9 protein-coding genes are annotated in these 14,622 nt (G+C 59.5%); 6 read left to right on the forward strand and 3 right to left on the reverse strand.

Going from position 1 to position 14,622, the window contains the following annotated elements:
* Positions 1–116 precede the first annotated feature (116 nt).
* The 4 genes from pnp to DESU86_RS06665 all read left to right on the forward strand — a co-directional run bounded on the left by pnp (position 117) and on the right by DESU86_RS06665 (position 5,430).
* Positions 117–2,369, forward strand: coding sequence for a polyribonucleotide nucleotidyltransferase (gene pnp, locus DESU86_RS06650; protein ID WP_179980339.1), 2,253 nt, complete (start codon positions 117–119; stop codon positions 2,367–2,369).
* A gap of 114 nt (positions 2,370–2,483) precedes the next feature.
* Positions 2,484–3,449 (forward strand): hypothetical protein, encoded by a 966-nt coding sequence (locus tag DESU86_RS06655; RefSeq protein WP_179980340.1) that lies wholly within the window; start codon positions 2,484–2,486, stop codon positions 3,447–3,449.
* A gap of 253 nt (positions 3,450–3,702) precedes the next feature.
* Positions 3,703–4,179, forward strand: coding sequence for an NfeD family protein (locus DESU86_RS06660; protein ID WP_179980341.1), 477 nt, complete (start codon positions 3,703–3,705; stop codon positions 4,177–4,179).
* 303 nt (positions 4,180–4,482) lie between these two features.
* Positions 4,483–5,430, forward strand: a complete 948-nt coding sequence (locus tag DESU86_RS06665) for an SPFH domain-containing protein (protein WP_179980342.1) — start codon at positions 4,483–4,485, stop codon at positions 5,428–5,430.
* 223 nt (positions 5,431–5,653) lie between these two features.
* Here the strand turns inward: DESU86_RS06665 and glsA are convergent, their stop codons facing one another.
* On the reverse strand, positions 5,654–6,586 hold the full coding sequence (gene glsA, locus DESU86_RS06670; protein WP_179980343.1) for a glutaminase A: 933 nt from the start codon (positions 6,584–6,586) through the stop codon (positions 5,654–5,656).
* A gap of 68 nt (positions 6,587–6,654) precedes the next feature.
* A complete protein-coding gene (gene gadC / locus DESU86_RS06675) occupies positions 6,655–8,124 on the reverse strand; it encodes a putative glutamine/gamma-aminobutyrate antiporter GadC (protein ID WP_232088285.1) in 1,470 nt (489 codons plus the stop codon).
* Between the two features lie 495 nt (positions 8,125–8,619).
* Here gadC and DESU86_RS06680 point away from each other — a divergent pair, with 495 nt between their 5' ends.
* Positions 8,620–8,979, forward strand: coding sequence for a hypothetical protein (locus DESU86_RS06680; protein WP_179980345.1), 360 nt, complete (start codon positions 8,620–8,622; stop codon positions 8,977–8,979).
* Positions 8,976–10,382, forward strand: a complete 1,407-nt coding sequence (locus DESU86_RS06685; RefSeq protein WP_179980346.1) for a glutamate decarboxylase — start codon at positions 8,976–8,978, stop codon at positions 10,380–10,382. Before DESU86_RS06680 ends, DESU86_RS06685 begins: the two co-directional genes overlap by 4 nt.
* 438 nt (positions 10,383–10,820) lie before the next feature.
* Here the strand turns inward: DESU86_RS06685 and DESU86_RS06690 are convergent, their stop codons facing one another.
* Positions 10,821–14,372: an FAD-binding and (Fe-S)-binding domain-containing protein gene (locus tag DESU86_RS06690; RefSeq protein WP_179980347.1), complete on the reverse strand. Its 3,552-nt coding sequence runs from the start codon at positions 14,370–14,372 to the stop codon at positions 10,821–10,823.
* Positions 14,373–14,622 lie beyond the last annotated feature (250 nt).

The raw sequence follows: 14,622 nt of genomic DNA on the forward strand, positions 1-14,622 counted from the left end.
CGCAAACTGCCCCCATGGGGCGCAACGCCAGAAGGGGGGTCCGGGAAAATCAGGCAGGGACACGCCACTTTGCCCGCTTTTGCCGGAATCCCCTTCGCCCATGCAAAGGATTTTACATGTTACAAGATATTTTCAATCCCACCCGCCTCACCTGCCAGGTCGGCGGCAAGGAAGTTATTCTGGAAACCGGCCGTATGGCCAATCAGGCCCACGGTGAAGTCTGGATCCAGTGCGGCGGCACCGTGGTGCTCGTCACCGTCTGCTCACAGCCGTTGGAGTTCGACAAGGGCTTCTTTCCCCTTACCGTTGAATACTCCGAAAAAATGTACGCCGCCGGACGCATCCCCGGCAGCTTCTTCCGCCGCGAAATCGGCCGTCCGTCCGAGCGTGAGACCCTGGTTGCGCGCCTCATCGACAGGCCCATTCGCCCGCTGTTCCCCAAGGGCCTGAACGAAGACGTGCAGGTGCTTGCCAGCGTCATTTCCGCTGACCAGGAAAACGAGTCCGACGTGCTGGCGCTTACCGGCGCTTCGGCGGCCATCATGCTGTCTCCCCTGCCCTTTGAAGGCCCGGTGGCCGGTGGCCGCATCGGTCGCGTCAACGGTCAGTTCGTGCTTAACCCCACCTTCGAGCAGCAGGCCCTCAGCGATTTCAATATCGTTTTCGCCGCTTCCGGCGACGCCCTCACCATGGTGGAAGGCGACGCCCAGTTTGTGCCCGAAGACGTGATCATTGACGCCCTGGAATGGGGCCGCCAGCAGATCCTCCCCCTGGTGGAAATCCAGCACAAGCTGCGCGAGCTTTGCGGCAAGCCCAAGATGGCCTTTACCCCGCATGAAGACGACGCGGCCCTGGTGGCCCTCGTGCATGAGCTGGCCCTTGCCAACGGCATGGAACAAGCCCTGCGCGTGCCGGAAAAAATGCCCCGCAAGGACGCTCGCAAAGAAGTGAAAACCAAGGTGATGGAGGCCCTCAAAGCCGACGCCACCTGGGCTGAAAACGAAGCCGCCCTCAAGTCTGTGGGCGACATTCTGGCTGGCCTTGAAAAGAAGTTGGTGCGCGCCCGCATTGTCAACGAAGGCACGCGCATTGACGGCCGCGACACCACCACGGTGCGCCCCATTCAGATCCAGACCGGCCTTTTGCCCCGCGCTCACGGTTCCGCCCTGTTCCGCCGTGGCGAAACCAAGTCCCTGGTGGTAGCCACCCTCGGCTCCTCCACTGATGAGCAGCGCATGGACTCCCTCACCGGCGACGTCACCAAGCGCTTCATGCTGCACTACAACTTCCCGCCCTTCTCCGTGGGCGAAGTGAAGCCCGTGCGCGTGTCCCGCCGCGAAATCGGCCACGGCGCTCTGGCTGAAAAGTCCCTGCGTCCCGTGCTGCCCACTGCGACGGACTTTCCCTTCACCCTGCGCGTGGTGTCCGAAACGATGGAATCCAACGGTTCCTCGTCAATGGCCGCCGTCTGCGGCGGTTCGCTCTCCCTCATGGACGCGGGCGTGCCCGTGACCGCCCCCGTGGCCGGTGTGGCCATGGGCCTCATCAAGGAAGGCGACAAGTTCATCGTGCTCACCGACATTCTCGGTGACGAAGACGCCCTGGGCGATATGGACTTCAAGATCGCCGGTACTGCCGATGGCATCACCGGCGTGCAGATGGACATCAAGATCACGGGCCTGACCACGGAAATCATGCGCGCCGCCATGCAGCAGGCCCGTCAGGGCCGCCTGCACATCCTGGAAGAAATGGCCAACGCCATCGCTTCGCCGCGCAAGGAACTTTCGCGCTATGCCCCGCAGCATGCCGAAGTTTTTGTGAACCCCGACATCATTCGCCTCATCATCGGCCCCGGCGGCAAGAACATCAAGGCCATCACCGCGGCCACCGGCGCTTCCGTGGACATAGAGGATTCGGGCCGCGTGTCCATCTTCGCCCCCACGGCCGAGTCCCTTGAAAAGGCCCGCGAAATGGTTTCCTACTATGACCAGCGCCCCGACATTGGCAAGAACTACACTGCCAAGGTGCGCAAAATCATGGAAATTGGCGCCATCGTTGAAGTTCTGCCCAACGTGGAAGCCCTTGTGCACGTTTCGCAGCTGGACATTAACCGCGTGGAACAGCCCGGCGACGTGGCGCGCCTTGGCGAAGACATGGTGGTCAAGGTCATTGAAATCAATGGCGACCGCATCCGCGCCAGCCGCAAGGCCGTGCTGCTGGAAGAACAGGGCCATCCCTGGAATCCCGAAGAAACCGCCCGCCCGCCCCGCTCTGACCGTGGCGACCGCGACCGTGGCGGCGACAGGGGCCGTGGCGACCGCGACCGTGGTGGTCGTGGCGACCGTGGCGGCCGTGGCGACAGGCGCTAACCGCCTGCCGGACATTCTCAACGCGCAGTATACCTGAGGCTTGAGTTGAAGCATTCCCCGGCCGGGCGCATCGCGCCTGGCCGGGCCGCTGAAAGAGCAGTAAAGGAAGCTCCCATGTCCAAAAAGATCGAAAACACAGCACCTGAAACCGCTGGCGACAACACTTCCGCAAGCCGGGATGCCGAAGCCGAAGCCAGGGCGCACGAAGACGCCCAGGCCGCTGCAGAAGGCAAGAACCGTACGCACTATGAAGGCCTTGGCGATGCCTGGGCAGTGCTTACGGGCCGCAATCCGGCTGAAATTATGGGGCAGATTGTGGCCACGGTTCTGCATGAAGGCGGCACCCGCCCTGCATGGCAGTGGAAACGCGGCAGCACGGACCACATCCTGATGGCCTGGCCGCAGGACCAGCCCGTGCGCGCCTCGGTGCTGATGACAGGCGAGGAAGGCGAAAAGCTCACGCCCACCTCCGCCACGCCCCTTCTGGACGGTCTGCCCAATGACCTTATGGTTGACGGTATATACTCGTGGGAAAACGGCATGGGCGCCAACGTGGCTGTCAGCATGATCGAGGGCAAGAACCCCATGTGGTTTTTTGACCCGCTGTATGGCCGTGACAGGGCAGACCTTACCCCCGGCGTCACGCACACCTTTCTGGTGGCCGGTTTGGCCTATGCGGTGCGCAAGGCCCTGCTGGACCATATGACCATCACCCAGGGGCCGCAGTACGAAGCCTATGCCGAGCAGTGGCTTGCGGCCAATCCCGACAAAAACCGTCTGGACGTGCCGCCCCTGCAGGTGGATGTGAGCGACCGCCACATGATCATGCCCGGCCGCAATTTCAGCGAATACCAGATGCGCGCCATTATTGATCAGGTGCAGGACACCCATCTGGAAAACATGCCCATCAAGGTGCTGTTTGTCACCTTTCCCTTTGAAAACCGCGAGCCCCTGCGCCTGGTCATCTATGCGTCAAAGATGGTTCTGGGCGATCTGGAGCCGGAAGCGGGCATGGCCATCGATGCCTATATCTGGCTTCAGGGCCGCATTATTGACATTGACGAGGCCCCGCAACAGTAGCGGCCCGTTTTTTCACAGTGGGGCACGGAGGCGCAGCGCCTCCGCCCCTCCTTGGGACAGAGTAACTTTGAGAATGGACATTCTCAAAGTTACTGGCACGCTCGCTTCGGCGTGTAACAGCGCAAATAACTAGCGCTTACGCCTTCGCGGCGGGCGACTGCCCACGCAGTCACCAGAGCAATTTCAAAGTGGAAATGCTCTAAATTAGCGGCAGGCCGCCCCGGCGCACACGGCTGGCCGCACGGAACATATCATGAACGCGCCTCTTCTCTGGTTTATCGTGGGTGTGGCCTTTTTTGTGGCCGAACTCATGACCCCGGCCATGGTGCTGCTCTTTTTCGGCGTGGGGGCCTGGGCTTCCGCCCTGGCCGCGCTGCTGGGCATGGACCTCGCATGGCAGATTGTTGCCTTTATCTGCATTTCCCTTCTTACCCTGCTGTTTCTGCGCCGCCGCCTCCGGGCTGTTTTTGGCGGGCGCTCCAGCCGCAACCCGTCCGCGAACTGCGACGGACAGGACGAGGAACAGTGCGCGCCGCACCTTCTGACAGGCAGGCAGGGCGTGGTCAGCAAGGCCCTGCGCCCCGGCGAAGTGGGCGAAATCAGCATTGACGGCAGCTTCTGGCGCGCCACGGCCCACGAGCACATTGCGGCAGGCAGCCCGGTACTGGTGCTGGGTGCTGATCCTGGCAATGCGCTTGTGCTGCGCGTGCAGCCCGTGACCGTATCCTGAACCGGTTCTTCTTCAGTTTCCGGGCATGCCGTGTTGACGGCCACGCCACCTCGCTGGCAGAGCCAACCGCCACAAGCGCGCTACTCAGCGCCAAACGCAAAACGCGCCCAAACGCAAATCCGTGCTGCCAGACACAGCGCAAATTCTCATTGGCAGTACCATTCTCAAAGGCCGGGAGCACACCGCTTCGGCGTGTAACAGCGCACACACGCCGCGCATACGCCTTTTGGCGAGCGTCCGTTCCCGCAGCCGCCAGAGCAGTTGTCACGTAACGTAGCTCTACACTCTACGCATGAGGTAATTATGGAATTCATGAACAGCTTCGGATGGCTTTTTCTCTTGGCCGTATTGGTTATCATCGTCCTTGTCAAAACAGCGGTTGTCGTGCCCAACCAATCCGCCTTCGTGGTGGAACGGCTCGGCAAATTCAGTAAGGTTTTGTACGCGGGCTTTCATATTCTTGTGCCCTTTGTGGATGTTATCGCCTACAAGCGCAGCCTCAAGGAGCAGGTTCTGGACGTGCCCAAGCAGACCTGCATCACCCGCGACAACGTGAGTGTGGACATCGACGGCGTGCTCTACCTCCAGATCATCACGCCCGACAAATCCGCCTACGGCATTTCGGATTACGAATGGGGGGCCATCCAACTGGCGCAGACCTCACTGCGTTCCGTCATAGGCACGCTTGAGCTCGACCGCACCTTTGAAGAACGCACGCGCATCAATCAGGAAGTGGTGGAGGCTCTTGACGCCGCCACAGCGCCCTGGGGCGTCAAGGTGCTGCGCTATGAGATCCGCGACATCACGCCCCCCATCACCGTTATGGAAGCCATGGAAAAACAGATGCGCGCGGAGCGCGAAAAGCGCGCCGTCATTGCCCAGTCCGAAGGCGAAATGCAGTCGCGCATCAATCTGGCCGAAGGGGCAAAGGCCGCTGCCATTGCCCAGTCTGAAGGCGACAAGCAGGCCGTCATCAACAAGGCCGACGGCGAAGCCGCGCAGATCCGCACCGTGGCCATGGCCACGGCCGAAGGACTGCGCATCGTGGGCGAACAGCTTGGCAACGACGCCGTGGCCGCTGCCCAACTGCGCCTTGCCGAATCCTACATCACCCAGTTCGGCCAGCTGGCCAAGCAGGGCAACAGCCTCATCATCCCTTCGGACATAGCCGATGCGGCGGGCATGGTGGCCGCCGTGAGCAAGATCATCAAGCCCGGCGAAGGCCTTGCCAAGGGCGGCAACCGCTCCTAGCGCATTTTGCGGCAAGGGTTTTCAGAAAAATCCTTGCAAAGCAGTTAACGCATTTCATTCGTTTGCTGCTCAAGACCCTCCACGCTGGGGAACAGATCATGACATCTTTGAAATGTGTAGCATCTCAAAGGTAATCTGATCCAACTCACGCCACAGAAAAGATATGGGCCGCCCGGCGATTATGCCAGGCGGCCCTTTGTCATGTGGAGTCTTTGTTGTGTCGTCAGGACGCATACAGGTTATAGCCAAGTTCACGGGCCACAAAGGCGGCCATTTTCTGGCCGCGCACGCTGTTGCCCACAGGGTCCAGAGGCGGGGAAAAAGCCGCAATGCCCATAATGCCCGGCACAATGGTCAAAATGCCTCCACCCACGCCGCTCTTGCCGGGCAGGCCCACGGTGTAGGCCCATGCGCCCGAACTGTCATACAGGCCTTCCATGGTCATTTCCGCCATGATGCAGGCGCAGTTTTCAGGCTTGAGCACCTGCTCACCGGTAAGGGGGTTGCGCCCCCTGGCGGCAATGGTCGCGCCAATGGTGGCCAATTCCACTGTCGTCAGCAGGGTTGAGCATTGGCGCGTATACACGTCGCAGGCTTCCATGGGGTCGCAGTACATATAGCCAGCCGCGAACAAAAGCCACGCAATGCCCCGGTTATGAAAGTTGGTGGTCTGCTCCGAGTTGTTTAGCTCGTCGGACATGACGATGTCCTTTGCGCCGAGCCTGCGCTGCATGTCCAGGATGCGCTGCCAGCGTTCCTCCCTGCCAGCGGCCTTCACAAGGCTGGCCGCTGCCATGGCCCCTGCGTTGACCAGAGGCGACAGGGGCTTGTCGCCATGCAGTTCAAGGGCCATTACCGAATTGAAGGGCAGCCCCGTGGGGCTGACGCCTATTTTTTCCTGTACCGCCTGCCTCCCCATATCCTCCAGAGCAAGAGCAAGGGTGCAGACCTTGGAAATGGACTCTATGGCAAAGCGGTACTGCGCGTCGCCCGCCGAAGCACATTGCCCCTGCGCCGTTACAACGGCCACCGCTGCAAGATCACTGGGGATATTGGCCAGAAAGGGTATGTAGTCGGCATTGGCTCCGCCAGGAGTCTTGCCGTACTGCGCATGGGCGCTGTCCACCACGGACTGGATTTTTTCTCTATCAGGCATGGGCATTTCCTTTGCGCAGGGCGGCTCTCTACGCCGCCGCCCTGCACCTGTACGGCGTCACCGCGCCGTTACGACTGGGAACTTGCGGCAGCGGGGCTTTGCGCCCCTGGCTGGCTCTGGGTCTTTTCCTTCTCCCAGGTGAACGGCTCGAAGTCCGAGTCGGGGTCACGCCATTCCGGCTTGCGCATGGCGAAGATCACCAGAGGAATGGCGACAAAAATGACCACCAGCACCACAAGGTACATGACGTAGCTCTCCGGACTGCCCACGGATATCTGCACCGGCGGCACAAAACTGAGCGCAAAGGCCAGCAGGGAACCCAAAAAGCCCAGGGCGGCCCAAAGATACATGGCGGGCACGCGGTAGGGCCGGGGCCGGGCTGGCTGCGTCTGCCGCAGGCGGATGCCGCTGGCAAACATGAGCATGTACATGACAAGATACAAAATGACGGTCAGCTGCGACAGAATCTGGAATGCCGCCTGCACAGAGGGCATGATCACAAAGGTGATGGACAGGATGCTCACGATAACCGCCTGAACGATCATCAGGCGGCTGCCCATGCCGAACCTGTTGGTCTTCTGGAACCAGCGCGGCAGGTATCCGGCCTTGGCCACAGCCAGCATGCCCGTATTGGGGCCGGCTATCCAGGTGACCACGCCGCCCAGCACGCCGAAAGCCAGCATGACGGCCAGCACGGAACCCAGCCAGTCGGCGTCTATCCACCTGAACAGCAGGTCATAGGCCAGCAAGAGGCTCTGGGTAAGGTTGATGTCCTGCTTGGGCACAATAAAGGCGATGCCAAGCGTGCTCAGAAGGAAAATGGCCACCGTGCCGAGCGAGGCTATGGTGATGGCAATGGGGTATTTTTTGGTGGGATTGTCCATATCCTTGACGTGCACGGCGTTCATTTCCATGCCCGCGTAGGCAAGAAAGATGCTGGCGGCCAGCACGACATTGCCGAAGTTGGTAAAGTCGGGCAAAAGCGCGCCCCAGCTCAGTTCGATCAAGGGCGGCTTGCCGCTGAAGAACAGGTAGGCAAAGCCCAGTATGACCACGACCCCTGCGGGTATGATGGTGCCCACAATGCCGCACCATTTGGAAACCCGCGCAAAGATGCCGACGCCGCGCAGGGCGATGAGCACCGAAAGCCAGTACACAATGAGCACAAAGCCCGTGATGTACCATTTGTTGGCGGCAATGGTTTCGGCCATGCTTATGTGCGGGTCCATAAAAGCTATGGAAACGGCCCCGAAGGTCAGCACCGTGGGAAAGTAGGGTATGACTTCAATCCACAGCATGGACATGGCCAAAAAACCCCAGCGTGGGCCATAGGCTTCGCTCACCCAACGGAACACGCCCCCCTTTTCGGGATAGGTCGTGGCAAGCTCGGCGGCCACAAGGGACATGGGCACAAGAAAAACAACGGCCGCAAGAGCAAAGTAAAAAATTGCCCCCAGGCCGTATTCCGCTTCTGAAGGAAGAAAACGCAGGCTCACGACTGCGGTGATATTCATTACCACAATTGTGGCAATAGACATTTGGGATCCGGACGATTGCCCTTTTGCTTCTCCCATAATGGCGCTCCTCGGCTATGATTGTGGCGGATTTTATCTAAACGAAAGAAAAACAGGCTGGAATCAGAAACTTCGGGTTGCTGATTATCGGACTGGCAATTAATAATAGATACCAGTTGAGGCAACGGTAGGTAAAAACCTTTACCGGGTCAATAGCTTTTGTGATTTGTCCAAGCTAATACCTATACATAAACACTGCCAAAAAAATTTATTTCAAAAAATCAGGTGTGGCAGCAACAAATACAGGCAGGTTTTCAGCTCTGTGGCGCATGTCGCAAAAAATATTCGTGCAACACGCGCCTAATGCTAACCTATATAATAGGTCAGTAAATACATTGTCAAAGATACGATAATATGTTTAGCTTTGATTAATTGGAATTATTCCTTTTAAGAACCCGCGCTAATGCCTGTGGACAGCCTTCCAACCTGTCCACGCCGAACCTCTTTCCGGGAGCCTGCATGCCTGCCAAGCGAAAACCCGTAGCCATTTCGACCATGGCCCTCATGTCCGTGGGCACGGTGGTCAGTCTCAACGCCCTGCCCATGATGGCAGCCGAGGGGCTTTCGCGGATTCACAGGCATGTTCTTTACAGCGGCTTGGGCTTTTTGGGCGTGGCCTTTGCCTTTCTCGTGGAATTTTTCCACCGCACAACCTGCCCATCAGCAACCCCGCCCTCTGTAGGTCTGGTTGCAGGCGGACTATGCACGTTTCTGGCTATGCCGCTTCTTGTGCATGCTTTTAAAAACCTTGACGGAAGCTCCAGGCGAAAGCAGAAAACAGCGTTTAACCCAATGGCAACAATGGAGAATAGAGCATGACTGCAAAGAGTACCCTGCGTAATACAGTGCTTGACGACACCTACGCCGCGTCAGATATGGCCAACGCCATGCCGCGTTACGAGATGCCCAAAAATGAAAGTCGCCCCCGCGACGTGTATCAGGCCATTCACGACGAACTCATGATGGACGGGAACTCGCGCCAGAACCTGGCCACGTTCTGCCAGACCTGGGTAGACCCCGAGATCAATCAGATCATGGCCGAATGCGTTGACAAGAACATGATCGACAAGGACGAGTACCCGCAGACCGCCGAGATAGAAACTCGCTGCGTGCATATGCTGGCCGCCTTGTGGAACTCCCCAGACCCCAAGGGAACCCTCGGCTGCTCCACCACCGGCTCCAGCGAAGCCGCCATGCTTGGCGGACTTTCCATGAAGCGGCGCTGGGTCAACATGCGCAAGGCCGCTGGCAAGCCCTATGACAAGCCCAATATGGTATGCGGCCCCGTGCAGGTTTGCTGGGAAAAATTCGCCCGCTACTGGGATGTGGAACTACGCGAAATCCCGATGGAAAAAGACCGCCTCATCATGAACGCGGACGAAGCCGTCAAACGCTGCGACGAGAACACCATCGGCGTTGTGCCCACCCTTGGCGTGACCTTTACCGGCCAGTACGAGCCTGTGGAAGAAGTGAGCAAGGCGCTGGACAAATTGCAGAAGAGCAAGGGATGGGACATCCCCATCCACGTTGACGCAGCCAGCGGCGGCTTTCTCGCGCCCTTCATCGACCCCGATCTGCGCTGGGATTTCCGCCTGCCCAGGGTCAAATCCATCAACGCTTCCGGCCACAAATTCGGACTTGCGCCCCTGGGCGTGGGCTGGGTCGTGTGGCGCGAAAAAACCGATTTGCCCGAAGACCTGATTTTCAATGTGAACTATCTTGGCGGCAACATGCCCACCTTTGCCCTCAACTTCTCCCGCCCCGGCGGGCAGATCATCGCCCAGTATTACAACCTGCTGCGCCTCGGCAAGGAGGGATACCGCCGCATTCACCAGAACTGCTACGACACGGCGCGCTACCTTGGCGAGGCCATAGGCAAGCTTGGCCCCTTTGAGGTTCTGTACAACGGGCGCGGCGGCATCCCCGCCCTGTGCTGGGCCTTCAAACCCAAGGCCAAGGTCAACTACACCCTGTACGACCTCTCCGACCGCCTGCGCTCGCGCGGCTGGCAGGTTCCCGCCTACTCCATGCCCGCCCACCGCGAAGACCTCGTGGTCATGCGCGTGCTCGTCCGCCACGGCTTCAGCCGCGACATGGGCAACCTGCTTATCGACGACATCAAACGGGCCATGGCCCACTTTGACGCACACCCCGTGAGCAAACCCCTTACTGAAGCCGAAGCCGGCAGTAACAGCCACGCTGGCCGCTGCGCCAAAAAATAACCAAAAATAACTGCTCCTGACTGCGGGGGAGACGCTTTGAGCATTGTGCCAAAGCGCCTCTCCCGCGACTTGCGTTTTGTGTCTATGGAGCTTGAGTACGGCGGCCTGAGGGGAGTGCTCGCGCTGTAGTTGGCCTTGGAAGGATAAAGCCGATCCTGTCTTTTGAAAGGAGGTTTCTGTGCCCTGCGGGCACGGGGGCTTTTCTTTAATTTAGTTTGGGCCGCCTGCGCGGCGGACGGCGTGGCGCGGTATGCGCGGCGGCCTACACGAAATACCGTAAGTATAACCTTGCATTATGAAGAGATAACCACAAGATTCCGGCTATTCCGCCATTCAAACAAAACAAACGCCGCCCCCTACACACAGGAGCGGCGTTTGTTTTATTTCCACTTCAGTCAGACCGCATCACGCAATACCGCAATGCGCCCTACCAACCACTTATTTCAGATTGACAACCCGCACATCTCCGCGAGTTTCATTAACCTTTTTACGGAAGCTCTGCCTGCGGTCCTCGCCGTCAATGAGCCCTGCCAGCCATTCCGCCACATGCAACACAGCGTGCTTGTCATGCATATTAATGAGGCAGCGGGCAATGCCGATCTTGCATGAGGGGCAGCCCACGACAACAGGGCCGGTATAGTCGTCGCCCAGAGCTTCGCCAAGCCGCTTTTGTTTGCGGGAGCGCAGCAGGTTGTATATCTGGGGCGAGGTCATGGCGCCCATGCCGGATTCACCGCAGCAACCGGGGCTGAGCGTCACGTCGGCCCCGGTAAAGTCGCCCAGGGCGCGGGCAACCTGCTTCTGCCCCTTGATCTTGTGCACGTCGGCCCACTCGCAATGGCAGGCCCCGTGATAGAGCAGCTTGGAGCCTTCGGGCAGGGGTGCGCTCAGGTTCTCCGAAGAAAGCAGGGGCAGCGTGAGCTGGGCCACGTCGCGCATGACAAGATCAGGGAACTGGGCCTGCAGGTTCATGCGTTCCAGACCGTCGCGGCAGGAGCCGCAGGCCGTGACCAGATACTTGCAGTCAAAGCCCTGCTTGGCCAGGTTGCGCAGCATGGCGGCCAGATACTGACGGTTCTGGGCCATGTTGTCTTCAAAGGCCGTATCCATGCCAGCGGCCAGCAAGGGGAATCCACAGCACATATGCCTGGGGGGCACGGCCACGGCAAAACCGGCCTTGAGCAGCAGCATTATGGACGAAACGCCAATGCGGTCATAGAAGAGGGCGCCGCCGCAACCGGGAAAATACAGCACCAGCGGCATGCCGGGCGTGGGCTCGGCTGGCGCGAACACCGCGCCCCTGTGCAATTTGAGGGATTCATAAAGGTTTGTGTAGCCCATCTTGGGGCCGCGCCCGGAAAAGAGCGGGCTCTGCATGCGGCGCTTCCACACATCGGGCACAAAGCCAAGAAACTTGTTCTGCATCTTCTGGCCCAGAGAGGCCATCTTGGCGGCCTTGGGCGCACGGTGGGCAATATCGCGTCCGAGCCATTCCAGCGCGCGTCCCTTGATGGGATGCCCGCCCGCGCCCTCGTGCTCCAGCAGGGCGCGCAGGGTCAAAGCCACCTCGCCGGAGGGGATTTTCACCGGGCAGTTGGCCATGCAGCGTCCACAGGCCGTGCAGTGTTCCACCAGATCGCGCATCCACTTGAGCAGGCGCTCGTCGATGCGGCCCTTGTTGACCTGCGAATAGTACACGGCCTCCAGCAGCATGCCGAGCACCATGTTCTTGTTGCGCGGGTGGTACTGCATGGAGCGCTCGGGATAGCACATGGAGCAGACCTGTTTGCACTTGCCGCAGCGCGTGCACACCTGAATGGACGTGAGCAGGTGGATGAGCTTGTCCTTGTCCGGCAAGCCGCTTTCACGGATGTCGCGGATAAGGCGGTTGAACGAAAAGGTAAAGGGGCGCACGGGCAGGTCGCGGTAGACCAGCTTGGCGGGATTCATGACGTCGCGGGGGTCCACGCGCTCCTTGAAGGCGCGCAGGGCGTCCATCTTTTCCTTGCTGAAAAAGGATATCTTGGTGATGCCAATGCCGTGCTCGCCCGAAACTTCACCGCCCATTTCCTGGCACTCGGCCATGACGCGGGCGGCCACTTCTTCGGCCTCTTCCAGCATCTGGGCATCGTTGGAGTTCACCGGGATATTCACATGGCAGTTGCCGTCGCCAGCGTGCATGTGGCTTGCTACCACAATGCGGCTGGCGTCCATGTATTCCTGAATTTTTGTTATCTTCTTGGCCAGGTGCGGATATTTTTCTTTCAGGAAGACCAGAAAAGCCTCGGCCCGCTCGGCCATTTCCATATCCGACACGTCGGCGGCGGAAACGTCGCCAGAGGCGGCCTTGGAAGCCTGCGAAAATTCCCGGTTAAAGTCCTTGTCTTCCATCGGGTAGCCGGGCAGCCGCCCCACTTCCTGAAGCGCGTGGCGGTAGGCCGTAGCCGTGCATTCCAGATTGATCTGCTCAAGAAAGAGCGCGAAATCCGGGATGCGATCCATAGGAATGACCACGTCTTCATTGAGCTTGAAGCCCGAAGTGCGTTTGGCGATAGCCGAAAGCTTGTGGCGGTCTTCCCAGAAGCGCTCGCCTTCCTTGTCGTCGGCGGCCACGATGATGTCCACGTTATCCTGCTGCTCCACCACACTGACGATGTCGCCCACGCAGGTGTCCAGCAGGTAGGGGTCGTCGCCGTCCACCTGAAGGATGATGACCGAGATGGGCGAACCCTCGTACTTCTCGGACTTGCGCTTGTATTCGATGGCCTGCACGTACTTGGCGTTGAATTCTTCCATGGCCGAAAGGTGGGCGTAGTCCCCTTCCTCACGGATACGGTTGCGCAGGGCCACAAGCTCGCGCACCACCACGGCGGCCGGGTGCATTGACCGGCCAAAAAATTCCAGCACCATGATGCGCTTGTGCTTGGGCTTGGGGTGGACGATAAAACAGGCTTCGGTGACAATGCCGTCCACGCCTTCTTTCTGCATGCCGGGCAGGCCGCCCAGAGCCTTGTTGGTCACGTCCTTGCCAAGACCCGGCAGGCGGATTTCGTCCCCGCGCAGGTGCACCACGTTGCGCACGCCGCCGCTCACGTCCTTGACCACAAAGATGGCGGTTTCTGTGGGAAGGATTTTGTGGCGCGGGTGGTTTTCACGCTCAATGGTGATGATTTCGCCGGTGGGGGTCACCATGCGCCACCACAAAAGGTTGTCCAGGGTGGTGCCGTATTCAAAGGCCATGGGCCCGCCGGCGTTTTCCGACACGTTGCCGCCAATGGTGGATGCCTGCTTGGAGGCCGGGTCCACGGAAAAAAGCGCACCAGCGGCGTCAACGGCGTTGATGACAGTCTGGGTTATGACGCCAGCCTGGCAGGTGACCGTCATTTCCTTCATATCAATGGGCCCCACGCGCGTCAGGCGGGTAAGGCTCACAATAAGGGTACGCTTGCGCGCGGGCACGGCCCCGCCCGTCATGCCCGAACCGCCGCCACGCGGGATCAGGGCAAACTTCATGTCATTGGCCAGCTTCACCAGTTCGGCCACCTGCTCGGTGGTGTCGGGCTCAACCACAAGCAGGGGCAGCTCCATGCGCAGGTCCGTGGCGTCGGTGGCGGACTCCACCAGCGCGCCGGGATTGGTCAAAATGCACTCGGCTGGCAGTATGTCGCCAAGGGCGTCAATGAGCTTTTCCCTGAATTCCAGTTCGGCCTCATGCGCCGACCAGAACATGGTGATGCCTTCGCCAATGGCCGTGGCGTAATAATGCGCCAAGGAGACAGACTCTTTGTCGAAGCTCGCGCGCACGCTGTCGCGCACCGTATCGGCATCGATAAAGGGATTGTAGGCCACCAGAAAAAGCTCTTCGGCAATGGCTATGGCAAGGCTGCGCACAGACTCTGGCCATTCGGCGAAGTCATCGATATTGATGCGCAAAATGCGGTTCACCACATAGTCGGGAGAGATGGAGATATGCGGACCCTTATGGGGCATGGCGTTTTAACCTCGTGAGCACTGCGGCGATCCATCAGAATGACAGACAGCAGGTTTTGTGGGAAGCCCTTTTTCTACGTTCAATGCGCGCGGAAGGCAAGTGGCGGGCAATAAAAGCGCCACGCGCGGGGCATAGCCGCCCGAGCGGAACATAAAAAAAATTCAGCCTGTCACCGGATTGCCGCAAAGCCTGCTTTGACATTTGGCCATGTACGGCTATGCTTTTTCATCGCAAACGGTTATGGCGCAC

It is taken from the genome of Desulfovibrio sp. 86 (assembly GCF_902702915.1).
In the GTDB taxonomy this organism is placed as follows: Bacteria; Desulfobacterota; Desulfovibrionia; order Desulfovibrionales; family Desulfovibrionaceae; genus Desulfovibrio.

Coding starts and splice junctions, on each gene's coding strand:
- pnp (WP_179980339.1), top strand. CDS start 117: ATGTTACAAGATATTTTCAATCCCACCCGCCTCACCTGCCAGGTCGGC.
- DESU86_RS06655 (WP_179980340.1), top strand. CDS start 2,484: ATGTCCAAAAAGATCGAAAACACAGCACCTGAAACCGCTGGCGACAAC.
- DESU86_RS06660 (WP_179980341.1), top strand. CDS start 3,703: ATGAACGCGCCTCTTCTCTGGTTTATCGTGGGTGTGGCCTTTTTTGTG.
- DESU86_RS06665 (WP_179980342.1), top strand. CDS start 4,483: ATGGAATTCATGAACAGCTTCGGATGGCTTTTTCTCTTGGCCGTATTG.
- glsA (WP_179980343.1), bottom strand. CDS start 6,586: ATGCCTGATAGAGAAAAAATCCAGTCCGTGGTGGACAGCGCCCATGCG.
- gadC (WP_232088285.1), bottom strand. CDS start 8,124: ATGTCTATTGCCACAATTGTGGTAATGAATATCACCGCAGTCGTGAGC.
- DESU86_RS06680 (WP_179980345.1), top strand. CDS start 8,620: ATGCCTGCCAAGCGAAAACCCGTAGCCATTTCGACCATGGCCCTCATG.
- DESU86_RS06685 (WP_179980346.1), top strand. CDS start 8,976: ATGACTGCAAAGAGTACCCTGCGTAATACAGTGCTTGACGACACCTAC.
- DESU86_RS06690 (WP_179980347.1), bottom strand. CDS start 14,372: ATGCCCCATAAGGGTCCGCATATCTCCATCTCTCCCGACTATGTGGTG.